This window comes from Mycolicibacterium monacense, assembly GCF_010731575.1.
GTDB classification, from domain to species: Bacteria; Actinomycetota; Actinomycetes; order Mycobacteriales; family Mycobacteriaceae; genus Mycobacterium; species Mycobacterium monacense.
Genome location: NZ_AP022617.1, coordinates 5,540,871 through 5,567,221, shown reverse-complemented (window position 1 = coordinate 5,567,221; position 26,351 = coordinate 5,540,871). Strand labels below are relative to the sequence as shown.

The 26,351-nt window shown below is 69.1% G+C and carries 20 protein-coding genes and 1 tRNA gene; 11 read left to right on the top strand and 10 right to left on the bottom strand.

Annotation, left to right across the window (positions count from 1 at the left end; genetic code table 11):
• Positions 1-34: 34 nt before the first annotated feature.
• Together G6N49_RS26705 and G6N49_RS26700 are read right to left on the bottom strand one after the other, a co-directional pair.
• Entirely contained in the window at positions 35-445 is a 411-nt protein-coding gene (locus G6N49_RS26705) for a hypothetical protein (protein ID WP_083044866.1), read from the bottom strand.
• A gap of 36 nt (positions 446-481) precedes the next feature.
• The gene (locus G6N49_RS26700; RefSeq protein ID WP_064872396.1) at positions 482-1,522 is read right to left on the bottom strand and encodes a TerC family protein; all 1,041 of its coding nucleotides are present in this window, start codon (positions 1,520-1,522) and stop codon (positions 482-484) included.
• Between the two features lie 277 nt (positions 1,523-1,799).
• On the opposite strand from G6N49_RS26700, the gene G6N49_RS26695 reads away from it, so the two are divergent.
• Genes G6N49_RS26695 through G6N49_RS26660 form a run of 8 tightly spaced genes read left to right on the top strand, consistent with a single transcriptional unit; the run spans position 1,800 to position 14,568 of the window.
• The gene (locus G6N49_RS26695; protein WP_083044867.1) at positions 1,800-5,735 is read left to right on the top strand and encodes a Pls/PosA family non-ribosomal peptide synthetase; all 3,936 of its coding nucleotides are present in this window, start codon (positions 1,800-1,802) and stop codon (positions 5,733-5,735) included.
• On the top strand, positions 5,732-7,060 hold the full coding sequence (locus tag G6N49_RS26690) for a M1 family metallopeptidase (RefSeq protein WP_011857232.1): 1,329 nt from the start codon (positions 5,732-5,734) through the stop codon (positions 7,058-7,060). Before G6N49_RS26695 ends, G6N49_RS26690 begins: the two co-directional genes overlap by 4 nt.
• Positions 7,057-8,337 (top strand): polysaccharide biosynthesis protein, encoded by a 1,281-nt coding sequence (locus tag G6N49_RS26685; protein WP_064876356.1) that lies wholly within the window; start codon positions 7,057-7,059, stop codon positions 8,335-8,337. Before G6N49_RS26690 ends, G6N49_RS26685 begins: the two co-directional genes overlap by 4 nt.
• A complete protein-coding gene (gene galE / locus G6N49_RS26680; RefSeq protein ID WP_064876357.1) occupies positions 8,334-9,323 on the top strand; it encodes a UDP-glucose 4-epimerase GalE in 990 nt (329 codons plus the stop codon). The genes G6N49_RS26685 and galE overlap by 4 nt, the downstream gene beginning before the upstream one ends.
• Entirely contained in the window at positions 9,320-11,074 is a 1,755-nt protein-coding gene (locus G6N49_RS26675) for a hypothetical protein (protein WP_110807656.1), read from the top strand. Before galE ends, G6N49_RS26675 begins: the two co-directional genes overlap by 4 nt.
• Positions 11,075-11,124: 50 nt before the next feature.
• Positions 11,125-13,482 (top strand): TPR repeat domain-containing protein, encoded by a 2,358-nt coding sequence (locus tag G6N49_RS26670; RefSeq protein WP_064917350.1) that lies wholly within the window; start codon positions 11,125-11,127, stop codon positions 13,480-13,482.
• 8 nt (positions 13,483-13,490) lie between these two features.
• Entirely contained in the window at positions 13,491-14,177 is a 687-nt protein-coding gene (locus tag G6N49_RS26665) for a hypothetical protein (RefSeq protein ID WP_064917349.1), read from the top strand.
• A gap of 19 nt (positions 14,178-14,196) precedes the next feature.
• A complete protein-coding gene (locus G6N49_RS26660) occupies positions 14,197-14,568 on the top strand; it encodes a carboxymuconolactone decarboxylase family protein (protein WP_011857238.1) in 372 nt (123 codons plus the stop codon).
• A 74-nt stretch (positions 14,569-14,642) separates the two neighbouring features.
• On the opposite strand, the gene G6N49_RS26655 is transcribed toward G6N49_RS26660, so the two are convergent.
• Positions 14,643-14,715, bottom strand: a tRNA-Thr gene (locus tag G6N49_RS26655).
• Positions 14,716-14,809: 94 nt separating this feature from the next.
• Entirely contained in the window at positions 14,810-16,018 is a 1,209-nt protein-coding gene (locus G6N49_RS26650; RefSeq protein ID WP_083044868.1) for a DNA polymerase III subunit delta', read from the bottom strand.
• A gap of 81 nt (positions 16,019-16,099) precedes the next feature.
• On the opposite strand from G6N49_RS26650, the gene G6N49_RS26645 reads away from it, so the two are divergent.
• Positions 16,100-17,686: an adenylate/guanylate cyclase domain-containing protein gene (locus G6N49_RS26645; protein ID WP_064917347.1), complete on the top strand. Its 1,587-nt coding sequence runs from the start codon at positions 16,100-16,102 to the stop codon at positions 17,684-17,686.
• A gap of 3 nt (positions 17,687-17,689) precedes the next feature.
• On the opposite strand, the gene topA is transcribed toward G6N49_RS26645, so the two are convergent.
• The 3 genes from topA to G6N49_RS26630 form a co-directional block, all read right to left on the bottom strand.
• Positions 17,690-20,563 carry a type I DNA topoisomerase gene (gene topA / locus G6N49_RS26640; protein ID WP_011562173.1) on the bottom strand — a complete coding sequence of 958 codons (2,874 nt, stop codon included), beginning with the start codon at positions 20,561-20,563 and terminating at the stop codon, positions 17,690-17,692.
• Positions 20,564-20,658: 95 nt separating this feature from the next.
• Positions 20,659-21,252 (bottom strand): hypothetical protein, encoded by a 594-nt coding sequence (locus tag G6N49_RS26635; RefSeq protein WP_041309903.1) that lies wholly within the window; start codon positions 21,250-21,252, stop codon positions 20,659-20,661.
• Positions 21,253-21,387: 135 nt separating this feature from the next.
• Positions 21,388-21,591, bottom strand: a complete 204-nt coding sequence (locus G6N49_RS26630) for a cold-shock protein (RefSeq protein ID WP_011562175.1) — start codon at positions 21,589-21,591, stop codon at positions 21,388-21,390.
• A gap of 308 nt (positions 21,592-21,899) precedes the next feature.
• Here G6N49_RS26630 and G6N49_RS26625 point away from each other — a divergent pair, with 308 nt between their 5' ends.
• Both G6N49_RS26625 and G6N49_RS26620 read left to right on the top strand, forming a co-directional pair.
• A complete protein-coding gene (locus tag G6N49_RS26625) occupies positions 21,900-24,227 on the top strand; it encodes a DNA 3'-5' helicase SftH (RefSeq protein WP_083044869.1) in 2,328 nt (775 codons plus the stop codon).
• 211 nt (positions 24,228-24,438) lie between these two features.
• On the top strand, positions 24,439-25,473 hold the full coding sequence (locus G6N49_RS26620; RefSeq protein ID WP_179967803.1) for a PAS domain-containing protein: 1,035 nt from the start codon (positions 24,439-24,441) through the stop codon (positions 25,471-25,473).
• On the opposite strand, the gene G6N49_RS26615 is transcribed toward G6N49_RS26620, so the two are convergent.
• Genes G6N49_RS26615 through G6N49_RS26605 form a run of 3 tightly spaced genes read right to left on the bottom strand, consistent with a single transcriptional unit; the run spans position 25,462 to position 26,337 of the window.
• Positions 25,462-25,854, bottom strand: a complete 393-nt coding sequence (locus G6N49_RS26615) for an Rv3654c family TadE-like protein (RefSeq protein WP_234789294.1) — start codon at positions 25,852-25,854, stop codon at positions 25,462-25,464. The two genes, G6N49_RS26620 and G6N49_RS26615, sit on opposite strands and share 12 nt — an antisense overlap.
• Complete coding sequence (locus tag G6N49_RS26610) at positions 25,802-26,071, bottom strand: TadE family type IV pilus minor pilin (protein WP_322790276.1); 270 nt, start codon at positions 26,069-26,071, stop codon at positions 25,802-25,804. The genes G6N49_RS26615 and G6N49_RS26610 overlap by 53 nt, the downstream gene beginning before the upstream one ends.
• A gap of 59 nt (positions 26,072-26,130) precedes the next feature.
• A complete protein-coding gene (locus G6N49_RS26605; RefSeq protein WP_011857244.1) occupies positions 26,131-26,337 on the bottom strand; it encodes a DUF4244 domain-containing protein in 207 nt (68 codons plus the stop codon).
• Positions 26,338-26,351: the final 14 nt, after the last annotated feature.

The window sequence follows — 26,351 nt, the reverse complement described above, 5'->3', positions numbered from 1 at the left end:
CTAAGCCGCCGGTTCTGCGGCTGTCCAAGCTGCGCTACGACGCCCGCGGTTGACCCCGCAACGCCAGCCGGGCCAGCACATCGCGGCCCAGCGCCCACAGATCCTGCCGCGGCGCCGCGGCGAGCAGGGTCACGCCGTCGGCGACGTCGGCCGTCTCGATGTCGGCGATCAGGCCGGCGAGCCCATCGAGGGTGCCGGCATACCGCACGGTGCCGTCACCGTCGGCGTCCGGGCGGAAGGCCGTGCGCGCCGACCGGAAGTCGGCGCCCACAGCGACCGTCACATCGAGGATCACCGCGACGTCGTCCGCGCCGGCCCGGATCCGGGCGCGCGCCCGGCGGGCCTGCTGCAGATCGGGGGCGCTCACCCGCACCGCATCCCGGTCGCCGTCGGTCAACTCGTCCCACTCACCACGATCCGCCACGAATAGCCGCACGGACGCCACGGTAGGCCGCTGCCGGTGCGGTGGCGACGGTTGGGATCAGCGGGAGTCGAAGGACTTCTCGCCGTCGTCCTCGATCTTGTCCTCGGCCTTCGGGTCCACCTCGGTGATCTCGTCGGTGCTCTGGCGCCGCGTCTTCATCAGGCTCAGGACGGTCGTGATGACCAGGGTGACGACGATGACGGCCAGGCTGAGCAGCGTCGGGATCTCCGGCACCTTCACGTGCTCACCGCCGTTGATGAACGGCAACTCGTTCTCGTGCAGGGCGTGCAGGAACAGCTTCACGCCGATGAACAGCAGGATGAACGCCAGGCCCTGCGACAGGTACACCAGCCGTTTGAGCAGACCGCCGAGCAGGAAGAACAGCTGCCGCAGACCCATCAGCGCGAAGACGTTGGCGGTGAACACCAGATACGGCTCCTGCGTCAGACCGAAGATCGCCGGGATCGAGTCCAGCGCGAAGATCAGGTCGGTGGTGCCGAGCGCCACGATCACCAGGAACATCGGCGTCATCAGCCGCTTGCCGTCCTGTTTGATCCACAGCTTCAGACCGTCCCACTTGTCGGTGAGCGTCAGGTGGTTGCGGGCGAACTTGACCACGGCGTTGTCGCCGTCGTCCTCATGGTCGGTGTCCCTGGCGAGATTCCAGGCGGTGTACACCAGGAACAGCCCGAAAATGTAGAACACCCAGGAGAACTGGTTGATCGCCACCGCGCCGAGCGCGATGAAGATGCCGCGGAAGATCAGGGCCAGGATGATGCCGACCATCAGCGCTTCCTGCTGATACTTTCTCGGCACGTTGAAGCTGGCCATGATGATGATGAAGATGAACAGGTTGTCGACCGACAGGCTGTACTCGGTGAGCCAACCGGCGAAGAACTCCAGGCCGTAGTCGCCGCCGTGGAACACCCACACCCAGACCCCGAACGCGATGGCCAGCGATACGTAGACCGACAGCGCGATCGAGCATTCCTTCATCGACGGCTCGTGGGGACGCCGCGCGATGGCCACCACGTCGAACAGCAGCACCGCCACTGTGACCGCGATGGTGATGCCCCACTCCAGGGCGGAAACGTTCACTCGATATACCTCCGGTCGTCTAACACGCCGGAGGTCTCTTCCGCCGACGCCCGACGCGTCGGCCCGCAGCACCGGTCGTCCGATGACGGACGACGTAATGACGACACCGCGGCGAAGGAATACTCCCCTCCGGATGAGAATTGTGCCCGGCCGGTGCCGGCCGGGCCAATCGGGGTCCGTTGAAGCGAATTCTCGGTGGGTACCCGCCTTGATGCAATTGTCACCCCCCACCGCTCGCGCCGCGGGGTCCGTCCGGCGGGCTGCTTAGTAGTTTGAAGTGGTGACAGCAGCGGTTCCCGGCGCCGGCCTCCCCCACCAGTACCTCCAGTCCACGTTCGCCGCCGCGCCACGCACCCTCGTCGACATCCTCCACGAGACCGCCGCCCGCCATCCCGACGCTCCCGCCATCGACGACGGCACCGTCCAGCTGACCTACGCCGAGTTGATCGCCGACATCGAGGACAGCGTCGAGTGGCTGGCCGCCCGCGGAATCGGGCGGGGTGACCGCGTCGGCATCCGGATGCCGTCTGGCACCTACGCGCTGTACGTCGCGATCCTGTCCACCCTGGCCACCGGCGCCGCCTACGTCCCCGTCGACGCCGACGATCCCGACGAGCGCGCACAACTGGTGTTCACCGAGGCGAACGTGGTCGCCGTCATCACAGAGCGGGGCCTGGTCCGCGGGCCCGGATCGTCGCGCGGGTGGCGCGCGGTCGCGCCGCTCAGCCGCGACGACGCGTGGATCATCTTCACCTCCGGCTCCACCGGCGTCCCCAAGGGCGTGGCCGTCACCCACCGCAGCGCCGCCGCCTTCGTCGACGCCGAGGCCAAGATGTTCCTCACCGACAATCCGCTGGGCCCCGGTGACCGGGTGCTCGCCGGATTGTCGGTCGCGTTCGACGCCTCGTGTGAGGAGATGTGGCTGGCGTGGCGGCACGGCGCCTGCCTGGTGCCCGCACCGCGCTCGCTCGTGCGCAGCGGTATGGATCTGGGGCCGTGGCTGGTGTCCCGCGACATCACCGTCGTCTCGACGGTGCCGACGCTCGCGGCGCTGTGGCCTGCCGAGGCGCTCGAAGCGGTCCGGCTGCTGATCTTCGGCGGGGAGGCCTGCCCCCCGGATCTGGCCGAACGGCTCGCGGTCGAGGGACGGGAGGTCTGGAACACCTACGGTCCGACCGAGGCGACGGTGGTGGCGTGCGCAGCCCGGCTCGACGGCAGGTCGCCGGTGAGCATCGGCCTGCCACTGCCCGGCTGGGATCTGGCGGTCGTCGACAAGGACGGTGCGCCGGTGCCCTTCGGCGAGGTCGGCGAACTGGTGATCGGCGGGGTCGGGCTGGCCCGCTACCTCGACCCGGAGAAAGACGCCGAGAAGTACGCCCCGATGCCGACTCTCGGCTGGGACCGCGCGTACCGCAGCGGCGACCTGGTGCGGTTGGAGGCCGAGGGTCTCTACTTCATGGGACGGGCCGACGATCAGGTGAAGGTCGGCGGTCGGCGCATCGAACTCGGCGAGGTCGATGCGGCGCTGGTGCACCTGCCCGGGGTGAGCGGCGGCGCGGCCGCGGCGCGCCGCACCTCCAGCGGGACACCGCTGCTGGTGGGCTACGTGGCCAGCGCGGATCCGTCGTTCGACCTGGCCGCGGCCCGCGCCGCACTCGCCGAGGCGCTGCCCGCGGCACTGGTCCCGCGCCTGGTCCTGGTCGACGAACTGCCCACCCGCACGTCGGGGAAGGTCGACCGCGACGCGCTGCCCTGGCCGGTGGCCGGCGCCGAGGATGCGGCGCCCGCCATGAGCGGCACGATGGGCTGGCTGGCCGGACTGTGGCACGACGTGCTCGCCGCCCCGGTCGACGGCCCCGAGGCGGACTTCTTCGCCTGCGGCGGCGGCAGCCTGTCGGCGGCCCAGCTGGTGGTCGCGCTGCGGCAGCGCTACCCGATGGTGACCGTGGCCGACCTCTATGACCACCCGCGCCTGGGGTCGCTGGCCGGATACCTCGACGAACTCGACCCGCCGCCGCAGGTGGTGACCCGCGAGGTCGCACCGACACCGCGGCTCACGCAGGCCGCCCAGGTGGTGCTGACGCTGCCGCTGGCCACGCTGACCGCACTGCAGTGGGTCGTGTGGCTGGCGCTGCTGAACAACGTCGCCGCCGAATTCCCGTTGGTGTCGTGGGCGGTCCCGCCGAACTGGTGGGTGGTGCTGGCCGGTTTCGTGCTGTTCGTCTCGCCCGTGGGCCGGATGGGCATCGCGGTGCTGTTCGCGCGCATGCTGCTGGGCAACCTGCAACCGGGCACCTACCGTCGCGGCGGTGCCGTCCACCTGAGGGTGTGGCTGGCCGAACGACTCGCCGCGGCCAGCGGCGCCGAGAACCTCGCGGGTGCGCCGTGGATGGTCTACTACGCTCGCGCGCTTGGCAATTCGGTCGGCAAGGAAGTCGACCTGCATTCGGCGCCGCCGGTGACGGGCATGCTCAAGATCGGGCACCGCTCCTCGGTGGAGCCCGAAGTCGACCTGTCCGGGCACTGGATCGACGGCGACCAGTTCCACGTGGGGCACATCACCATCGGCAACGACGCCACCATCGGCGCGCGCAGCACCCTGCTGCCCGGTGCGGCGGTCGGCAAGAACGCCGACGTGGCCGCCGGGTCGGCCGTCACCGGCAAGGTCAAGAACGGCCAGTACTGGACGGGTTCACCGGCGGCGAAGTCCGGGAAGGCCCGCCACCCGTGGCCGGGTCACCGCCCGCCGCGCGCGCCGCTGTGGGTGGCCGTCTACGGGCTGACATCGATGCTGCTCGGCGGGCTGCCGCTGCTCGCGCTCGCGGCCGGACTGGCCGTGATCGGCTGGGGTGTGCGCGACACCGCGTCGGTGTCCGACGCGATCCTTCCGGCGCTGCTGTGGACGCCGGTCGCCACGGTCGTCGCGGTGCTCCTTTACGCGGCGTTGACAGTGGCGGGCGTGCGGCTGCTGTCGCTCGGACTGCGGGAGGGCTACCACCCGGTGCGCAGCCGGATCGGTTGGCAGGTGTGGGCCACCGAGCGGCTCCTCGACGCCGCCCGCAACTATCTGTTCCCGCTCTACGCCAGCCTGCTGACCCCGTGGTGGCTGCGCGTGCTGGGCGCGCAGGTGGGCAGCGGCACCGAGATCTCCACAGCGCTGTTCACGCCGAAGTTCACCGTCGTGGAGGACGGTGCGTTCCTCGCCGACGACACCATGGTCGCGTCCTACGAACTGGGCGGCGGCTGGATCCACGTCGCGAAGGCCACCGTCGGCAGGCGCGCCTTCCTCGGCAACTCGGGCATCACCCAGCCGGGCCGCAAGGTGCCCGACGACGGTCTGGTGGCGGTGCTGTCGGCGACACCGCGCAAGGCGAAGGCCGGATCCTCCTGGCTGGGCAGTCCGCCGGTCCGGTTGCGCCGCCGGCCCACCGCCGCCGACGCGCTGCGCACCTTCCACCCCACCCCCCGACTGAAGGCGATGCGCGGTGCGGTCGAGACGTGCCGGCTGATTCCGGTGATCGTCACGTTCGCGATCGGGGTCGGAGTGCTGCTGTCGTTGCAGGCGTTGGTGTTTCACCTGGGCTACCTGTGGGCCGCAGTCCTGGGCGGAGTGGTCCTGATGGTGGCCGGGGCGGTCGCCGGCGCCGTCGCCGTGCTGGCGAAGCGGGTGGTGATCGGACGGATCGAGGCCATCGAGCACCCGCTGTGGTCGTCGTTCGTATGGCGTAACGAGGTGTCCGACACGTTCGTCGAGACGGTGGCCGCGCCGTGGTTCGCCCGTGCCGCCAGTGGCACACCGGTGATGAACCTCTGGCTGCGCGGCCTCGGCGCGAAGATCGGCCGCGGCGTCTGGTGTGAGACCTACTGGCTGCCGGAGGCGGATCTGGTCACCCTCGGCGAGGGCGCCACCGTCAACCGCGGGTGCGTGGTGCAGACCCACCTGTTCCACGACCGCATCATGCGGATGGACACCGTCGTCCTCGAGGACGGGGCCACGCTGGGACCGCACTGCGTGGCGCTGCCCGCGGCCCGGGTGGGCGCGGGCGCGACGGTGGGACCGGGCTCGCTGGTCATGCGCGGCGACGAGGTCCCGGCCTCGACCCGCTGGCAGGGCAATCCGATCGCGCCGTGGAATCCGTTGCGCAAGAAGCGCGGCGAGGCGTCGGCGAAGAAGAAGAAAGCCGCCCGTGACCCCGAGGACTCGGCCGCGTGACGCGGTCGAAGAAGGGGAAGAACACCCCGGCCGTCATCGACCCCTACCTGCCCGAGACCGGCAACTTCGGGTACCGGGTGTCGCGGTACGAACTCGACCTGGAGTACAAGGTCGCGATCAACCGGTTGTCGGGTTCGGCGTCGATCACGGCCGTCACGCTGGCTGCGCTGCGCACCTTCACCCTGGATCTGGCCGACACCCTGCGGGTGACGAAGGTGGCGGTCAACGGCCGCCGACCCGCCCGGTTCTCCTGTGCGAACGACAAGCTGCGGGTCGAGTTGTCCTCGGCGTTGCCTGCCGGCGCGGCGCTGGTCGTGGAGGTCCGGTACGGCGGCACCCCCGAACCGATCGAAACCCTCTGGGGCGACGTCGGTTTCGAGGAGCTGACGAACGGGGCACTGGTCGCGGGACAGCCCAACGGCGCATCCTCGTGGTTCCCGTGCGACGACCACCCCAGCGCGAAGGCCAGCTACCGCATCCAGATCAGCACCGACAGCCCGTACCGCGCGATCGCCAACGGCGAGTTGGTGTCTCGCCGCGCCAGGGCGGGTCACACCGTGTGGACCTACGAGCAGGCCGAACCGACTTCGACGTACCTGATCACGTTGCAGATCGGCATGTACGACGTGCACAAGCTGGCGAAGTCGCCGGTGCCCATCCAGGCCGCCCTGCCGGCCCGGCTGCGCCGCAACTTCGACCACAGCTTCGGCCGCCAACCACAGATGATGAAACTGTTCGAGAAGCTGTTCGGACCGTACCCGCTGGCGAGCGGCTACACCGTGGTGGTGACCGACGACGCCCTCGAGATACCCCTTGAGGCACAAGGTATTTCGATCTTCGGCGCCAACCATTGCGACGGCACGCGCAGGGCCGAGCGGTTGATCGCACACGAGTTGGCCCACCAGTGGTTCGGCAACTCGGTCACCGTGCGCCGGTGGCGCGACATCTGGCTGCACGAGGGTTTCGCGTGTTACGCGGAGTGGTTGTGGTCGGAGAACTCCGGCGGCCGCAGCGCCGACGAATGGGCTCACCATTACCACGAACGGCTGACCGATCTGCCCCAGGACCTCCTGCTCGCCGACCCCGGTCCGAAGGACATGTTCGACGACCGGGTGTACAAACGCGGCGCGCTGACCCTGCATGTGCTGCGCACCCGCATCGGCGACGAGAAGTTCTTCGCCCTGCTGCGGGACTGGACGGCGCGACACCGTCACAGCACGGCGTTCACCGACGACTTCACCGGTCTGGCAGCCAATTACGCCGACGAGTCACTGCGCCCGCTGTGGGATGCCTGGCTCTACGCCGAGGATCTGCCGAAGCTGTGACCGACGCGGCGCCGTCGACCGGCCCGGTCACGCGGAGCAGCGTGGCGCGGGTCGGCATCGCGACGGCCGTGACCGCGCTGTGCGGCTACGCGGTGCTCTATTTGGCGGCCCGCGACCTGGAACCCGAGGGTTTTTCGGTGTTCGGGGTGTTCTGGGGGGCCTTCGGTCTGGCCAGCGGGGCGGCGTTCGGCCTGCTGCAGGAGGCGACGCGGGAGGTCCGCGACGCCCGGGTGGAGCACGCGGGCGACGGTCCGCACACCCACCCCGTGCGGATCGGCGCGGTGGTGGGCGTCGTCGCCGCCGTCCTCATCGTGGTGACGGCGCCGCTGTGGGCGGGCCGCGTGTTCGTCGAGGCGCGGTGGCTGTCGGTGCTGCTGCTCAGCGCCGGACTGGCCGGGTTCTGCGTGCACGCGACGCTGCTCGGCATGCTGGCCGGCGTCAACCGCTGGACGCAGTACGGGGCGCTCATGGTGACCGACGCGGTGATCCGTGTCCTGGTGGCCGTGGCGACGTTCGCCGTCGGCTGGGGTCTTGGCGGATTCCTGTGGGCCACCGTCGGCGGGGCGATCGCCTGGCTGCTCCTGCTCGTCTGTTCCCCCGCCACCCGGGCCGCCGCGCGCCTGCGCACGCCGGGCAGTACGACGACGTTCCTGCGCGGCGCCGCGCACTCGATCGCCGCCGCGGGAGCCAGCGCCGTCCTGGTGATGGGGTTCCCCGTCCTGCTCAAGGCGACGTCGGACGATCTCGGCGCCACCGGCGGGGTGGTGATCCTGGCCGTGACGCTGACCCGGGCGCCGCTGCTGGTGCCGTTGACGGCGATGCAGGGCAACCTGATCGCCCACTTCGTCGACCAGCGCAGCGCACGCCCGCGCGCCCTGGTGGCGCCGTCGGCGCTGGTGCTGGGACTCGGCACGCTCGGCGTGATTGCCGCGGGACTGCTCGGGCCGTGGCTGCTGCGCGCCGGGTTCGGCGAGCAGTACCAGGCCGACGGCGCGCTGCTGGCGTGGTTGACGACGGCGGCGGTGGCGATCGCGCTGCTGACTTTGACCGGCGCGGCGACCGTCGCCGCCGCCATGCACCGCACGTACGCGCTCGGGTGGGTGAGCGCCACGGTGGCGGCGGTGCTGTTGCTGCTGCTGCCGCTGGACCTGGAGACCAGGACCGTGGTTGCGTTGCTGTGCGGTCCGCTGGTCGGGATCGCCGTGCACCTCGCCGGACTTGCGGGCGCACCGGACCGCACGCATATCCTGCGTTCTCGACGAAGGAGGGCTCCATGACCTGGCTCGTGACCGGCGGCGCCGGCTACATCGGCTCGCACGTCGTCCGGGCGTTGACCGAGGCCGACCTGCCGGTCGTCGTGATCGACGACCTGTCCACCGGGCTCGAGCAGTTCGTACCCGAGTCCGTGCCGTTCGTCCGCGGCACCCTGCTCGACGGCGCCCTCGTCGAACAGGCGCTGCGCGAACACGAGGTCACCGGCGTCATCCACATCGCCGGGTTCAAGTACGCCGGGGTGTCGGTCCAGCGGCCCCTGCACACCTATGAGCAGAACGTGTCGGCGATGGTGACGCTGCTGCAGGCGATGGAGACCGTCGGCGTCGACAAGATCGTGTTCTCCTCCAGCGCAGCCACATTCGGCACCCCGGATGTCGATCAGGTGGACGAGTCCACGCCGACCGCCCCGGAATCGCCCTACGGCGAGACCAAGCTGATCGGCGAGTGGCTGCTGCGCGACGTGGGCCGTGCGTCGGGTCTGCGCCACACCAGCCTGCGGTACTTCAACGTCGTCGGCTCCGGTTCGACCGCGCTGTTCGACACCAGCCCGCACAACCTGTTCCCGCTGGTGTTCGACATGCTCTACCGCGGCGACACACCCCGCATCAACGGCGACGACTACCCCACCCCGGACGGAACCTGCGTGCGCGACTACGTCGACGTCGGCGACGTCGCGCTGGCGCACGTCGCCGCGGCTCGTCGGCTCACCCGAGGCGAACCGGTGGAACCGGTGTACAACCTCGGCAGCGGGGCGGGCACCTCGGTGCGCGAGATCATGACCGCCATCCGCACGGTCACCGGCGTCGACTTCGAGCCGCAGATCATGCCGCGGCGGCCGGGAGACCCGGCGCGGATCGTGGCCAACGGCGACCTCGCCGCACGGGACCTGGACTGGAAGATGCGCCACTCGCTGGAGGACATGGTGGCCTCGGCGTGGGCGGCGCGCCAGGCGGCCGGTGCCGCCTATCCGGGAGCGGGACAGTCCTGAACCGTGTTGCCCGCGCCGCCGTCGGCCTGATCGCGGTGCACCTGGTCGTCCGGGCGGTGCTGGCGTTCGGCGGCTACTTCTACTGGGACGACCTGATCCTGATCGGCCGGGCCGGCACCCAGGGGCTGTTGTCGCCGTCGTTCCTGTTCGACGATCACGACGGGCACGTGATGCCGGCGGCGTTCCTGCTGTCCGGGGCGATCACCCGGGTCGCGCCGTGGTCGTGGGTGCTGCCGGCGCTGAGCCTGGTGGTCCTGCAGCTCCTGGCGTCGCTGGCGCTGCTGCGGACACTGCACGTCATCCTGGGATGGCGTCCGGTTCTGTTGCTGCCGTTGACGTTCGCGTTGTTCACACCGCTGGCGGTGCCCGGATTCGCCTGGTGGGCGGCGGCGCTGAACTCGCTGCCGATGCTGGCGGCGTTGGCGTGGGTGTGTGCGGACGCGATTCTGCTGGTGCGCACGGGGCGCCGGCGCTACGCGGTGACGGCTTTGGCCGTGTACGTCGGCGGGCTGTTGTTCTTCGAGAAGGCGGCGGTGATCCCGTTCGTCGCGTTCGCGGTGGCCGCGCTCCTGGCGCATGTCACCGGGGACCGTGGCGCGGTGGTGTCGGTGTGGCGGCGCGGGATTCGGCTCTGGGTGCCGGCGCTGGCCGTGACGGCCGCCTGGGTCGGGGTGTATCTGCTGGTCGTCGACCAGAAGCGGTGGAGCTTCGATCTGGCGATGACGTGGGATCTGCTGGCGCGGTCCATCACCCACGCGATCGTGCCGGGTCTGGTCGGCGGACCGTGGGATTGGCAGCGGTGGGCGCCGGCGTCGCCGTGGGCGACGCCACCGGCGACGGTCATGGTGCTGGGGTGGGCGGCGTGGGCGGTCGTCGTCGCGGTGTCGTTCGCCCGCAAGCAGCGGATCGGACCGGTGTGGGCGGTGGCGGTCGGGTACGCGGTGGCCTGCCAGGTGCCGATCTACCTGATGCGGTCGTCGCGGTTCACCGCACTCGAGTTGGCGCAGACGCTGCGGTACCTGCCGGATCTGGTGGTGGTGCTGGCGCTGCTGATGGCGGTCGGGTTCTGCGCACCGAACCGGGCGGGCGCGCGGCGGCTGGACGCGTCGCGGCGCAGAACCGCGGTGGTGGTCGCTTTGGTGGGCGCGTTCGTGGTGAGCAGCCTGTATTCGACGGTGACGTTCCACCGGATCTGGCGGGACAGCCCGGTGCCGGCGTACGTGGCCAATGCCCGGGCGGGGCTGGCCGGGGTCGACGAGCCGATGCTCGACCAGGAGGTCGACCCGCTCATCCTGCAGCGGGTGGCGGCGCCGGAGAACCTGGCGAGCCACATGTTCGCGTTGTTCGACGATCGACCGGAGTTCGCGCCGAGTACGACACAGCTGCGGATGCTGGACCCGTCGGGCCAGGTGGTCGACGCGTTGGTGACGTGGGTGCGGGCCATCCGGCCGGGGCCGGAGCCCAACTGCGGGTATCTGGTGCAGCCGGATTTCCCGGTGCGGATGCCGCTGGACGGGCCGCTGCTGCCCGCGGACTGGACGGCCGAGATCAACTACCTGGCGAACAGCGACGGGTCGTTGATGATGGCGTTGTCGGAGGGTCCGGAGGTGAAGGTTCCGGTGCGGCCGGGGCTGAATCGGGTGTTCGTGCGGTTGCCGGGCGCCGGTGACGCAATCAATGTCAGCGCGAGCACCGCGGCGCTGTCGGTGTGCATATCGCCCGGTCCGGTCGGATTTGTGGCGCCGAGGTAGTCCGGGGTACGGGATACTGGGCAAATGACGTTGCGGCGGGGCGGGGTGGGATGCCGGTGAGCGCCCTCGACGGTTTCTACACGACCTGGGACAACGCGCGGCAAACGTTCGGCCAGGGCACACCGCAGCCGGGCGCCGACTTCGACAAGAGCCCGCAGCTGACCGACCTCGGGTCCGGGGTGACGGCGGCGGCGCCGGGTTCGAAGTGGTCGGGGGCCGCGGCGACGAACTACGACAAGGCCAACACCGACCATCAGACCGTGTTCACGCGGTTGGCGGAGTTGGACCGCAGGATCGCCCAACAGGTCGACCAGTCGGCGCAGGTGGTGGCGACCGGCAGGCGGAACCTCGATCAGGTGCGGCAGTGGGTCACCGACGCCGCCAACAGCGTGCCGCCCGGCAAGCAGCGCGACATGTTCCTCATGCAGATCGCCAACCGTGGGCTCGGGCAGCTTTCCGAGGTCGTGCAGAAGACGAACGCCGAGTCGAACACGGTCGCGCAGAACCTCGCGAAGCTCGGGCCGGAGTTCGACGCGATCAGAAACGAACAGAAGTTCGGCAGCGGCGAGAAGGACGAGAAGAAGGACGACGCCGAGGCGCTGGGCGTCAAGGAGGACGAGAAGAAGGACGAGGGCGACACGGACGAGGGCACCAAGGACGGCGAGGCGCTCGCGGAACAGGCGAACCTTCCACCTGCACAACGCGACCCCGCGGTCCTTGATCGTGTCGCAGCCAATCTCCCCCCGACCTCGCTGACGGACGAACAGAAGACCGCACTCGCGGAGGGCCGGGAAGTCGACACCATCCCGAAGGAGACCCAGGACTACTACCGCGACTTCTATCGGGCCGCGGGCAAGGACGGATTGCTCACCCTGGACCGCCACCTTGAATCCGAGGAAGCGGCCGGCGACACCGACGCTGGAGCACAGCGCGACCGACTCGCCAACGGGCTCACGGTCGCGAGCAACGAGAACATCGTCGAGCGCGACCCGGACGGTTCGATCGCCTCCCGTGGCGGCTACGACCAGTTGCCACCCGACCTGCGCGAGATGCTCGAGGTGCGCCGCGGGGATCCGACGTATCCCGGATGGGAGACATTGGGGCCGACCGAGGCCAAGAACCAGCACGTCGCCGACGTCGTTCAGTTCAGCGAATTGATGGGCGAGGCCAATCCGGGGTTTCAGCCCGGATCGAGGCTCGGTACCGAGATGTACATGAAGTCAGCGGATATGGTCGAGTACTCGGTGGGCGGCTACGGGATGACCGATACGCCACCGGAAGCCTATGAGCGGGCGGCGAACACGTTGTCAGAAGTTGCCGGACGCAACAACGACGCCTCGGCGCAGATCTTCACCGGGCAGGGCGACGACCTGCCGGACGGTTACAACCGCGACGAGACGGTCCGGACCCTCATGGGGCATGACTGGTCGCAGAGCGGCGGCGAGGGCAACGGGGCGGCGACTCTTCTCGACTGGATGACCGAGGATTCGCAGCGTCCGATCGGCGACCCACTCGGCGACCGAGCTCGGTTGGCAATGACCGAGATTCCGGACCTGCTGGCCCCGAGCGACACCGATCCGGTGTACCAGACCATGCGCGATTCGTTCGCCCGCAACGACGCCATCTCCACGGAGATGAGCCAGCTTCTCGCGAAGAACACCGACTCCCTGTCGGCTCCGGGCAGTCAGCAGGGCTTCGCAGAAACCAAGCTCGACTCACTCGGCAATCCCATCTTCGCTGCCGCAGACGGCAACCGGCTGCTCGAACTGGGTAGTTACTCTGAGGACGGCCGGGTAACCCTTGCGAACGCGGCCGAGAGAGATCGCATCGACGAACTCGAGGCAGCGTTGCGCGGCCACCCGGGCAACTTGAGCGACCACCTTGCCAACAGTGCCGCAGGCGCGCTCTCCGGCCGTATCGACGACGCGATGTTCGGGGCGGTCGATCACAAGAACGACGTCGTGAAAACCGATGTCGACGCCAACGATGCGGTGTACCGAGCGAAGCTTCTCGGGGCCGAACTCGCCGGGGTAGCCACCGACCAGATCTCCGGCAAGATTCCGCACGCCGGCATCGCACTAGATGTCACCGGCGCCGATCCCGGTCAAGCGGTCGAAGACGCGATCAAGGAGTGGATCGACAAACCGGAATACCAAGAGATAAAGGTCCCTGAGGCGGCCAACTTGGAAGCCGCGTCCACCCGGCAAGCGCAGCAAGCGGTGGTCGAGGCGGCGTTCAGAGCCGGACAACTGCCCCCTAGCTTGAGTCCCGACGGGCAACCGGTTGACGTGGCGAGTCTGGCCGTTGGGACTCCCCAGTGGAATGAGTTGCAGGAGTACATGATCGGTCGCGGTTTGACTCAGTACGTCATGGATTACGGGCAGAGCTACTCGATTGTCGTCGAATAGGATTCAGCATGACCGAGCGCACGATCTTGACTCGAGTAGCGGTTCTCATCTCAGCCGGCCTGCTGACGCTGCCCATGGGAGCTTGCCAGACAGGCAACGGCGGATCGACCGAAACGTCCACGTCGACACCGCCTCCATTTCCCTACCCGCCGTTTGAGATTCGGACCGACGTGGCTGTGCCGCTCGAGCCCCCCCTCGACGACGCTGCCAGATTCGCCCTCCAGATGTCAGTCGATGAGCGGCTGAGCAACGATCCCGACGAGGAAGCGCTCTACCAGAGATACCGCAGCAGAATCGCATCGCAGGCAGATGGACCGCGGATTCGAATCCCGGACACTTACGCCGGGCAGACAGGCGCGGCATTGCACCGCGCGGTGGCGGCTCGGGTACTGCCTGGCGAAGATGTCGAGGTCTCGATCTGTCTCTATGACACTCCAGGTCTCTACGCCATGAAGGAAGACGGCACCCTCGTCAAGCCGACCCCTGTCGAAGAGTCACTGTGGCGTCCGCGAGTGAAGTGGACCGCACAGCCGGCGGCCGACGGCTCGACACCATCAGGACCGCGCTGGCTGCTCATGGATTCCGGCGTTCTCACCGATCTGACTCCCGACCAGGTCGCCGCGGTGTGCGATCCCTTCAAGCCCGAGCCCTTCGTTCAGGAGCCGCCCCGGCCGACTTCCGCGGCTCCGAAATAGCCGTGTCACCCTGTAGCCCATGACTGACACGCGCGAACAGGGTCTCCAGGTCCTCCGTGAACTCCTCGGCGGCCAAATCCCCGAGGGCACCGACTTCACCGAGGACGGCCGCTTCGGCGCCGAGCTCATCGAGATCGGTGTCGACAGCATCTTCGGCCGCCTCTGGACGCGAGAGGGTCTCAGCCGCCGCGACCGCAGCCTCGTCACCATGGGCATCCTCATCGCCCTGCGCGCCACCGACGAGTTCAAGGCCCACGTGAAGATCGGCCTCAACAACGGCCTCACCGAAGACGAGATCGCCGAGGTCATCTATCACGCCAGCGGCTACGCCGGGTTCCCCAACGCCAACTCGGCATTGACCGCGGCCCGCGAGGTGTTGGAAGGGGCTTGAGCACTGACTGCACGGTTGTCGTACGCAAACACCGAGTAGGCGCGTCAACAACCGTGCGCTCGGCGTAAAAAGAGAGCCGCCTAGGAGAATCGAACTCCTGACCTATTCATTACGAGTGAATCGCTCTACCGACTGAGCTAAGGCGGCGTGCCGGCCGACGAGCGCTTGCGAGGAGCAAGCTCCCGAGACCGGGCGGCACGAGTCTACGGCAGCGCCCACCGGTCGCCAAAAACGCCCGCAGTCAGTCCCGCAACGCCTGTCCGACGGTGGCCACCATCGCATCGACCGCGAACTTCGGCTTGACGTTGACCGCCAGCGCCTCGCGGCACTCCAGCACCGCCTCGATGCAGCGCAGCAGCTTCTCCGGGGGCGCATGCGCCGCCAGCGCGGCGACCTTCTCCGCCATGTCCGGATGGTTGGCCTGCACATGCCCCGCCCCCGATGACACCAGCAGCGCATCCCGGAAGTAGGTGGCCAGATCGATCAGCGCCCGGTCGAGCGCATCGCGCGACGCACGCGTCTGGCGCGACTTCTGCCGCTTCTCCAGATCCCTGATCGCCCCGGTCGCGCCGCGCATGGTGCCCGCGGTGCCCTTCCCGGTACCGCCAGCTCCCAGTGCCGTGCGGAGTTCCTCGGCCTCGGTCTCGTTGCGGTCCACGGTCAACGCCTTGGCCTCGGCCTCCGCCGAGGCCACCAACTCCTCGGCCGCGGCGTAGGCCCGCGACGGGGTGGCCGCGTCGCGCGCCAGACTCAGCGCCCGCTTGCGCCGGTCACGCGCCTGCTCGTCGACCACCAGCCGGCGCGCCCGGCCGACGTGCCCGCCGCTCACCGACGCCGCCCAGCGGGCCTCCTCCTCCGACATGCCGTCACCCTCGATGAGCACCTGGGTGATCGCATCCACCGACGGCGTCACCAGCGCGACGTGCCGACAGCGCGACCGCAGCGTGATCGCGATGTCCTCAGGGTCCACCGACGGCGCACACAACAGGAACACCGTCGACGGCGGCGGCTCCTCGACCACCTTCAGCAGCGCGTTCGCCGCACCCTCGGTGAGTCGGTCGGCGTCCTCGACGACCACGATCTGCCACCGGCCGGTCCCCGGCCGCCGCGAGGCGATCTGCACGATGGAACGCATCTCGTCGACACCGATCGACAGCCCCTCGGGGATGATCCGGCGAACATCGGCATGCGTACCGGCCATCGTCGTGGTGCACGCCCGGCAATCCCCACAGCCGGGGACCCCCTCGGAGGTGCACTGCAGCGCTGCGGCGAAACACAGCGCCGCGATCGACCTCCCGGACCCGGGCGGACCCGTGATCAGCCACGCATGTGTCATGGTCCCCGTCGCCGAGGCACTGTGAGCGGCATCACCACGGGCCGCCTGTGCGGCACCCACCAACTCCGCCTCAACAGCGTGTTGACCCACCAAACGGGAAAAAACTCCGGCCATCACCGCCAACAGTAGTGGTCAGACCGACACAACTGGCTGACAGCGGCGCTCAAGGTCACCTTCGCCCGATACGGTAAACGGGTGGCTTCGGAGGCGATACCGATCGGGCGAATCAGCGCATTCGTCCGGTGGGTCGCGCGCACGCCGTGGCCGGTCTTCACGCTGGGCATGTTGCAGGCCGACATCATCGGCGCATTGTTCGTCCTCGGCTTCCTGCGGTTCGGCCTGCCGCCCGAGGACCGCGTCCAACTCCAGGACCTGCCCGCGTTCAACCTCGCGATCTTCCTGGGCTACCTGTTCGTCTCGTTCACCGTCGGCGCGTATCTGAGCCTGCGGCTGCTCATCCCCGTCATCCGGTGGCAGCGGCGGGACACGCTGCTGGCGGACGGTGACACCAGCACCACCGACCTGGCCCGGGCGCGTGCCCTGCGCATGCCCTTCTATCGGACCGTCATCAGCGTCGCGAACTGGTGCCTGGGCTCGATCGTGTTCATCGTCGCGAGTTGGCCGGTGGCCAGTAAGTCCGCGCCGGTCGTCGCCGTCGCCACCGCGCTGGGCGCGACGGCCACCGCGATCATCGGCTACCTGCAGTCCGAGCGGGTGCTGCGCCCGGTCGCCGTGGCCGCCCTGCGCGGCGGCGTCCCGGAGAATTTCCGCGCCCCCGGCGTCGTTCTGCGCCAGGTTCTCACCTGGGTGTTGTCCACGGGTGTGCCGGTGCTGGCCATCGTGCTCGCGCTGGTGGCCAGCCAGTTCGACATCCTCGAGGCGCCCGCGGACCGGCTCACCATGCCGATTCTGCTGCTGGCCATCGCCGCACTGGTGATCGGGCTGGCCGGCACCGTCCTGGTGGCCATGTCGATCGCCGATCCGCTGCGCCAGTTGCGCTGGGCGCTCGGTGAGGTGCAGCGCGGCAACTACAACGCCCACATGCAGATCTACGACGCCAGCGAGCTGGGCCTGCTGCAGGCCGGATTCAACGACATGGTCCGCGACCTGTCCGAACGGCAGCGGTTGCGCGACCTGTTCGGCCGTTACGTCGGCGAGGACGTCGCGCGCCGGGCACTGGAACGCGGCACCGAACTCGGCGGCCAGGAGCGCGACGTGGCCGTCCTGTTCGTCGATCTGGTCGGTTCCACTCAGCTCGCCTCGACGATCCCGGCGGCCGACGTGGTCAACCTGCTCAACGACTTCTTCCGGGTGGTCGTCGACACCGTCAACCGCCACGGCGGGTTCGTCAACAAATTCCAGGGCGACGCGGCACTGGCCATCTTCGGCGCGCCGATCGAGCATCCGGACGCGTGCGGTGCGGCGTTGGCGGCCTCTCGTGAACTGCACGACGAGCTCATCAAGGTCCTCGGCCAGACCGAATTCGGCATCGGGGTGTCGGCGGGGCGCGCGATCGCCGGCCACATCGGCGCCCAGGCCCGTTTCGAGTACACCGTGATCGGCGACCCGGTCAACGAGGCCGCGCGGCTGACCGAACTCGCCAAACTCGAACCCGGCCACGTCCTGGCGTCGGCGATCGCGGTGAGCGGCGCGCTCGACGCCGAGGCGCTGTGCTGGGACGTCGGTGAGACCGTCGAACTGCGCGGCCGCATCGCGCCGACCCAGTTGGCCCGCCCGGTGAACCTGATGTCGCCGCGCGAGATCAGCGATCTGTCGCGCTGAGAACTACGCCTTCTTGGCGGACGCCTTCTTGGCCGCGGTCTTCTTGGCCGCGGTCTTCTTCGCCGGCGCCTTCTTGGCCGCGGCCTTCTTCTTGACCGGTCCGCGGGCCCGCCGGTCGGCGAGCAGTTCCGAGGCGCGCGCATCGGTGATCGACATGACGTCGTCGCCCTTGCGCAGGCTGGCGTTGGTCTCACCGTCGGTGACGTACGGCCCGAAGCGGCCGTCCTTGATCACCATCGGCTTCTCCGAGACGGGGTCGACGCCCAGTTCGCGCAGCGGCGGCGTCGCCGCGCCCTGCCGGCCGCGGCGCTTCGGCTCGGCGTAGATCTTCAACGCCTCGTCGAGGGTGATGGTGAACATCTGCTCCTCGGTGGCGAGCGACCGAGAGTCGGTGCCGCGCTTGAGGTATGGCCCGTACCGGCCGTTCTGCGCGGTGATCTCCTCACCGGTGTTGGGATCGACTCCCACCACCCGCGGCAGCGACAGCAGTTTGAGTGCGTCGTCGAGCGTGACGGTCTCGAGGTCCATGGTGCGCAGCAGCGAACCGGTCCGCGGTTTGGGACCGGTCGGCTTCTTGCCCTTCTTCGCAGGCGCACCGTCTTCCGGCTCCTCCGGAGGCGCCGGCAGCACCTCGGTCACATACGGCCCGTAGCGGCCGTCCTTGGCGACGATCTCGTGTCCGGTCTCCGGGTCGACACCCAGCGTGCGGCCCTCTTGCGGTGTGGAGAACAGCTTTTCGGCCAGCTCGAGGGTCAACTCGTCCGGCGTCAGCTCGTCCTTGAGGTTGGCGCGCTGGGGTTTGAGCTCACCCGGGTTCTCCTCGTCGGCGACCATCCGCTCCAGGTAGGGGCCGTTCTTGCCCACCCGCACGTAGATGGGACGTCCCTCTGCATCGTCGAAGAGCTTGATGGAGTTGACTTCTCGCGCGTCGATTTCCTCGAGGTTGACGCCGACCAGCTTCTTCAGCCCACCCGCGCGCGCGATCGAATCGCCGACGCCGTGCTCACCGCCGAAGTAGAAGTTCTTGAGCCAGTTGGTCCTTCGCTCGGTGCCGGAGGCGATCTCGTCGAGTTCGTCCTCCATCGCGGCGGTGAACCCGTAGTCCACCAGACGGCCGAAATGCTGTTCCAGCAACCCGATCACGGCGAACGCCACCCACGACGGGACCAGCGCGCTGCCCTTCTTGTGGACGTAGCCGCGGTCCTGGATGGTCTTGATGATCGACGAGTAGGTCGACGGCCGGCCGATGCCGAGATCCTCGAGGGCCTTGATGAGCGACGCCTCGGTGTAGCGGGCGGGCGGGCTGGTCTGGTGCCCGGCGGGGGTGAGCTCCTTGGCGTCGACGCGCTGCCCCTGGGTCAGGTTCGGCAGGCGGCTCTCGGCGTCGTCGGACTCGCCGCCGGCGAGTTCGTCGATGCTCTCCACGTAGGCCTTGAGGAAGCCGGCGAAGGTGATGGTGCGCCCGCTGGCGGAGAACACCACCGACTGACCGTCCCGCGAGTCCCCGGCGATGCGCAGCGACAGCGTGGTGCCGCGCGCATCGGCCATCTGCGAGGCGACGGTGCGCTGCCAGATCAGCTCGTAGAGCCGGAACTCGTCGGTGTCGAGTTGCGCGTGCAGCTGCCCAGGGGTCTGGAACACATCCCCCGCGGGGCGGATCGCCTCGTGGGCCTCCTGCGCGTTCTTCACCTTGCGGGTGTACTGGCGCGCCGTCGGGTGCACATACTCCTCGCCGTAGAGCTGGCGGGCCTGGTTGCGCGCGGCGTCAATGGCCGACTGCGACAGCGTGGTCGAGTCGGTACGCATGTAGGTGATGTAGCCGTTCTCGTACAGGCGCTGGGCGATGCTCATCGTGCGCTCCGACGAGAACCGCAGCTTGCGGCCGGCCTCCTGCTGCAGCGTCGAGGTCATGAACGGTGCGTAGGGCCTGCGCGTGTAGGGCTTCTGCTCGACGGAGGACACCGACAGCTGCGCAGCCTGCAGACCCGCCGCCAACGCCCCGGCGGCGGCCTCGTCGAGAACCAGCACCTCGTCGGGTTTGCGCACCTGACCGAGCGAGTCGAAATCGCGGCCGGTGGCCACGCGGCGTCCGTCGACGCTGTTGAGTTTCGCCGTGAACGTCGGCGGGGTGGCCTGCGGATCGGAGACGCTGGCGTCCAGTTCGGCGCTCACATCCCAGTAGCCGGCGGTGCGGAACGCCATGCGCTCACGTTCGCGCTGCACGATGATCCGGGTCGCCACCGACTGCACGCGTCCGGCCGACAGCTTCGGCGCCACCTTCTTCCACAGCACCGGGCTGACCTCGTAGCCGTAGAGGCGGTCGAGGATGCGGCGGGTCTCCTGCGCGTCGACCAGGTCGTTGTCCAGGTCGCGGGGGTCTTCGGCGGCCGCACGGATCGCGGGCTCGGTGATCTCGTGGAACACCATCCGCTTGACCGGGATGCGCGGTTTGAGCGTTTCGAGCAGGTGCCACGCGATGGCCTCGCCCTCGCGGTCGCCGTCCGTCGCCAGATAGAGCTCGTCGACGTTCTTGAGCTTGTCCTTCAGATCCGCGACGGTGCTCTTCTTGTCCGGGCTGATGATGTAGAGCGGTTCGAAGTCGTGTTCGACGTCGACGCCGAGGCGGGCCCACGGCTCCGACTTGTACTTCGCGGGCACGTCAGCGGCGGCCCGGGGCAGGTCGCGGATGTGTCCACGCGACGATTCGACGATGTAATTCGAGCCCAGGTAACCGGCGATTTTGCGCGCCTTCGTCGGCGACTCGACAATGACGAGTCGCCGCACGCTGCCGTTCGCTCTTCGCGCCGGCGGCTCACCGCCGCCGTTTCCGCCTCTTGGGCTACCGTCAGCCAACTGGATCCTGCTCCAATTCTTCATTCGCCATCCGGCACCGGATGCTTGTCGGCGCCTGTCAGCACCTGACAATTTCGCACCCTACGCTGACCGACGCAAACTGACCCCTTCGTCACCGGTCACGGAGTGCTGGGCCAATGGGACAACGCCGCGACGTCTTGCGGGGGTTCCCCCACCGTCTCTACCAGGCGTGTCAGCCGTCGTCGACCACTGATCCGCAACGCCGGACGGGAACCTCTGGTGCCGATCAGGGTCGGGGCGATTCCGATGCGCATCATCGCCGACGCCAGCGGCGAGTGGGTGTCCGGGGCGTGCGGATCCAACCCGAGCAGGTAGCCGTTGGGTTCCCTGGTGCCTGACGCCAACGTCCACGCCCGCAATTCGCGGGGCCCGGGCAGCCACTGCGGGGGCACCGTCTTGACCGCGCCACGGGTCCATTCAGCGGCGATCGCGACGAGCCGCGGCTCCACGGCCGTGCGCACCAGCGGGGTGTTCTCGTCGGTGCGTGAGATCTCCGCACCCAGACCCGCGTCGGTGATCATCTCGGCGAGCGCCTCCGCGCGCCACAGGTCCTCCACGACGACCGACAGCCGCGCACCCTGCTCACGGCCGCTGCCGACCAGCACCACCTGACCGGGCGCAGCGAGCAACCCGGTGAGGTCGGCGACCGCGGGTGGTACCGCCTCCGCCGAGAAGAAGGACAGCTGGCTCACGAAACGACAGTAAGCCAGCGGAGCGCCCGTCGTGGAGTGCCCCGCGGCAGGCGCGACCGCCGGTACCGAGAACGAAAACACCCCCGCGGGTCCGTTTGCGCGGATCTGCGGGGGTGTTTCTTCAGGCTCGCTGTACTAGATGGTGCGCACACCCGTAGCTTGCGGCCCCTTGGGGCTCTGGCCGACCTCGAACTCGACCTTCTGGTTCTCCTCCAGGGTGCGGAAGCCGCTGCCCTGAATCTCCGTGTAGTGGACAAACACGTCTGCGGAGCCGTCCTCGGGGGCGATGAAACCGAACCCCTTCTCCGCGTTGAACCACTTCACAGTTCCCTGTGGCATTTCCTGTTGTTTCCTTTTCTTCTTCTCCGGGTGCGGTCCACCGTTTCGGTACACCGGGCCCGTTCCGACCGCCATCCTTCGTGGAGTCGTCGGAACTCGACCCGACCTACAACCCTCGCAGGAACCGCGATCGCAACGTCGATCCTGCGAGTGCGAGTACACGAACACAGAAGCTGCGACCGCGCTAAGTCAACCACGTTCGGGGCTGGTGCGACAGTCTCAGCGCCGTTCCTTGGGGAACAATTCACCTGTGCACCGACACCGACGGCGCGGCGCACCGTTACGGGCATGTTTCGGAAGGGCGGGCAGTGTCAGATTTCGGCCGGGAGCTGCTGTCTTGTGCGGTGGCGGGGGTGGTGGCCGACGAGCATCCGCTGCGTCACGTCGCCGACCTCCCGCCGCGGCCGGGGCAACCGGAATCGTGGCCGCAGTGGGCCCACCCAGATGTGGTGCGGGCGTTCGTTGATCGGGGCGTGCGCACGCCGTGGTCGCATCAACGCGCGGCGGCCGACCTCGCCCACGACGGCAGGCACGTGGTGCTGTCCACCGGGACGGCGTCGGGTAAGTCACTGGCCTACCAACTGCCGATCCTGTCGGCGATGGCGTCCGAGCCCCGTACGCGCGCACTGTATCTGTCCCCGACGAAGGCGTTGGGCCACGATCAGCTGCGTACCGCCCAGGCCCTCACCGACGCCGTCCCCGCCCTGCACGACGTGGCGCCGTCGTCGTACGACGGTGACAGCCCCGTCGACGTCCGACGGTTCGCCAGGGAGCGGTCACGCTGGATCTTCTCCAACCCGGACATGATCCACCTGTCGCTGCTGCGCAACCACGCCCGCTGGGCGGTGTTCCTGCGTCACCTCAAGTTCATCGTGGTCGACGAATGCCACTACTACCGAGGCATATTCGGCTCCAACGTGGCGCTGGTGCTGCGCCGGCTGCTGCGGCTGTGCGCCCGCTACTCCGCCGATCCGGGCGGCCCCACGGTCGTCTTCGCCAGCGCGACCACCGTCGCACCCTCCGCCACCGCCGCCGAGCTGATCGGCCAGACGGTCACCGAGGTCACCGAGGACGGCTCCCCGCAGGGCGCGCGCACGGTGGCTTTGTGGGAGCCGGCGCTGCTCACCGATCTGGTCGGCGAGAACGACGCTCCGGTACGACGATCCGCGGGTGCGGAGGCCGCGCGGGTGATGGCCGATCTGATCGCCGAGGGGGCGAGGACGCTGACGTTCGTCCGGTCCCGCCACGGGGCCGAACTCACTGCGCTCGGTGCGCGGGCCCGCCTCGAGGAGGTCGCCCCTGAACTGGTCGAGCAGGTGGCGTCCTACCGCGCGGGGTACCTCGCCGAGGACCGCCGGGAACTCGAACGCGCCCTCGCCGACGGGCGGCTTCGGGGTCTGGCCACCACCAACGCACTGGAACTCGGCGTCGACATCGCGGGACTGGATGCGGTGGTGCTGGCCGGTTTCCCGGGTACGGTCACGTCGTTCTGGCAGCAGGCGGGGCGTTCGGGCCGGCGCGGCCAGGGGGCGCTGATCGTGCTCGTCGCCCGCGACGACCCCCTCGACACCTATCTCGTGCACCATCCGGAGGCCCTGCTGGACCGGCCGATCGAGCGCGTGGTGATCGATCCGGCGAACCCGTATGTGCTTGCGCCGCAATTGCTGTGCGCGGCCACCGAGTTGCCGCTCACCCATTCCGAGGTGCGGATGTGGGACGCCGAGACGGTCGCGGAGTCACTCGTCGACGACGGTCTGTTGCGCCGCCGGGCGCACGGGTACTTCCCCGTACCCGGCCTCGATCCCCATCCCGCCGTGGACATCCGCGGCTCCACCGGCGGGCAGATCGCGATCCTCGAGGCCGACACCGGTCGCATGCTCGGCAGCGCGAACGCCGGCCAGGCGGCGGCATCGGTCCACCCGGGCGCGGTGTACCTGCACCAGGGGGAGAGCTACGTCGTGGACTCGCTGTCCTTCGAGGACGGCGTGGCGTTCGTTCACGCCGAAGACCCCGGCTACACCACCTTCGCCAGGGAGGTCACCGATATCGCGGTGACCGGCGCCGGGGAGCGGGAGTCCTACGGCGCGGTGACCGTCGGCCTGGTCCCGGTGTCGGTGTCCAACACCGTGGTCGGCTATCTGCGCCGCCGGCTCGACGGCGAGGTCATCGACTTCGTCGAACTCGACATGCCCACCCGGACACTGGACACCATGGCCGCGATGTGCACGATCACCCCGGAGGCGTTGCTGGACAACGGGATCGACCCGTTGCGGTTTCCCGGTTCGCTGCACGCCGCCGAGCACGCGGCGATCGGACTGCTGCCCCTGGTGGCCAGTTGCGACCGCGGCGACATCGGCGGGGTGTCGACCGCGGTGGGCCCGGAGGACGGCCTGCCGACGATCTTCGTCTACGACGGCTATCCGGGCGGGGCGGGGTTCGCGGCCCGCGGATACGGTCAGATCCGCACCTGGTGGAAGGCCACCGCCGACGCCATCGAGGCGTGCGAGTGCCCGGGCGGTTGCCCGTCCTGTGTGCAGTCACCCAAATGCGGGAACGGCAACGATCCCCTCGACAAGGTGGGCGCGGTGCGGGTGCTGCGTCTGGTGCTGCAGGCGCTGGACGATCGTCGCCGTTGACAGCGTTGACAGGAGGAACCGACCGACCCCTCGACGGTCGACTCCTCGTACGCAATCCGTTTTGCCGCCCGGAACCGGGCGTGGAAGCAAAATACCTTGTTATGGCAGAGACCGCCACCAAATGCGAACGGTCCTCCGGGCCGTCGCACGCTGATCGCAGCGGATGCGCGACGGATCCGGTGGCGGGGGCGCGCGACGTAAAATCGCGGACATGAGCCACGACTGGCTGCTGGTGGAGACACTGGGGAGTGAGCCCGTCGTCGTCGCACAGGGCCGGCGCGCCGAGAAGATGGTTCCGATCAGCGCCTTCCTGCGGCGCAATCCCCATCTGATGGCCGTGCAGACCGCCATCGCCGAGACCGTCCGAGCCGGTCAGGGGCTGTCGAGCATCACGCCGAAGAACGACCGCGTGATCCGCACCGAGGTGGTGCAGATGTCCGACGGACGCATCCACGGGGTGCACGTCTGGATCGGCCCACCGAATCTGGAACCACCCGAACGTCCGCTACCCGGTCCGCTGAAGTGGGATCTGACGACCGGTATCGCGACGGCCACCACGCAGTCGCTGGCCAACAGCGGTCGCGACCCGGACGCCGAGGACACCCACGGCCGGGCGTTGGCCGAGGATCTGCCGATGCGCGACCTCAATCCGAGCGAGACCAAGGTGCTGTCGATGGCGGTCCGGCCCGAACCCGGCCAGACCTTCTGCAGCACCTGGGACGTCACCGACCATCAGGGCGCGCCGATCGCGGTCGGCTTCAGCGCGCGCGCCCTGCTCGAGGCGCAGGACAACGGTGCGGAGAGGTTGGTGTGCCGGGCGATGAACTGGCGCGCGGAGCGCGAGGGTCCCGAGCATCCGCCACCCGACCACCTGGCCCAGCGGATACTCGACGGGTTGTCTCAGACGGGTCTGCACCGGGCGCTGGTCGATCTGGACAACTGGAAGCTGCTCAAGTGGCTCGATCCGCCGGCACCGTTCTACGACTGGCGCGCCAACGAGGTGCACCCAGACGACGATGCGCATCTGGCGCGGATGATCACCGAACTCGCCGACCAGGCCACCACCGCGGTGATGCGGTTGCGGACCGCCGACGGCGACTGGGCGCCGGTGCACGTGACGATCAATCGCATCGAACTCGAACCGGAGACGTTCGCCGGCCTGGCCTCGGTGCGGCTGCCCACCGACGAGGAGTTGCGCGAGGCGCGGTTGGCGCCGACCACCGCACCGCCCGGGTCACCGGAGTAGCACCGGTCCCCCACGCGCGGCCGCGTGCGCGGGCCCGAATCTCCAGGTACCCGACCCCACCCGGGCTTCGACGTGGACCACCACCTCCAGACCGTCGGCGGCGCAGTCGGTCACCGTCGTGTCCATCGCCCGGGCGACGAGAGCCGCCTGCGCACAGGCTGATCGGGCTCCCGAGGCGATCCGTGCGGCGGCGGCCAGCGCGGCGAGATCCGCGGCGGCCTGCGCCCGGTGACGCGCGGCCACCGCCGAGCCCACCTGTGTCAGACCACCCGTGACGGCGATCAGCACCGCCACGGCGGCGACCGCGGTGAGGCTCGCCGCGCCGCGGTCATCGGACGCCGGGTTCGGCCACGGCCACCGCCTGCGCGGAGATGTTGACACCGAACAGGATCGGAGGCCTGCTGCTGACGCGGGCATAGACCAGGTCACCGTCCCACCGCAGGTCCACCGCCGCCCCCTTCGGGGCGATCCTGCCGGCCACCTCGGTCGCCGACCGGTCGTCACCGCGCGCCGCCAGGCGTGCCGCCTCACGCGCGGCGTCGACGCACCGCACCTGCGCCCCGACGGCCGACAGGCCGGCGACACACACGCCGAGCACCACCACCACCGCCGCGATCGCGAACGCCGCCTCGACCGTGGCGCCACCGAGATCATCAGTCAGACATTGGTGTTGAGCGCGCGGCTGATGATGTTGGTCAGTGCGCTCATGATCGAGTCGCCGGTGACCACCGTGTAGAGGATGGCGCCGAACGCCGCCGCGGCTACGGTTCCGATGGCGTACTCGACGGTGGACATGCCGGCGTCGTCGACCGCCAGCACGGTCAACCGCGCCTGCAACTCCTCGAGTGTCGCCTTGAGTGACATCGTGCCCTCCCTTG

Excerpts from the sequence above, each read along its gene's own strand:
- galE (WP_064876357.1), top strand. The coding sequence starts at position 8,334 with ATGACCTGGCTCGTGACCGGCGGCGCCGGCTACATCGGCTCGCACGTC.
- G6N49_RS26670 (WP_064917350.1), top strand. The coding sequence starts at position 11,125 with ATGCCGGTGAGCGCCCTCGACGGTTTCTACACGACCTGGGACAACGCG.
- G6N49_RS26665 (WP_064917349.1), top strand. The coding sequence starts at position 13,491 with ATGACCGAGCGCACGATCTTGACTCGAGTAGCGGTTCTCATCTCAGCC.
- G6N49_RS26660 (WP_011857238.1), top strand. The coding sequence starts at position 14,197 with ATGACTGACACGCGCGAACAGGGTCTCCAGGTCCTCCGTGAACTCCTC.
- G6N49_RS26650 (WP_083044868.1), bottom strand. The coding sequence starts at position 16,018 with ATGGCCGGAGTTTTTTCCCGTTTGGTGGGTCAACACGCTGTTGAGGCG.
- topA (WP_011562173.1), bottom strand. The coding sequence starts at position 20,563 with ATGAAGAATTGGAGCAGGATCCAGTTGGCTGACGGTAGCCCAAGAGGC.
- G6N49_RS26630 (WP_011562175.1), bottom strand. The coding sequence starts at position 21,591 with ATGCCACAGGGAACTGTGAAGTGGTTCAACGCGGAGAAGGGGTTCGGT.
- G6N49_RS26620 (WP_179967803.1), top strand. The coding sequence starts at position 24,439 with ATGAGCCACGACTGGCTGCTGGTGGAGACACTGGGGAGTGAGCCCGTC.
- G6N49_RS26605 (WP_011857244.1), bottom strand. The coding sequence starts at position 26,337 with ATGTCACTCAAGGCGACACTCGAGGAGTTGCAGGCGCGGTTGACCGTG.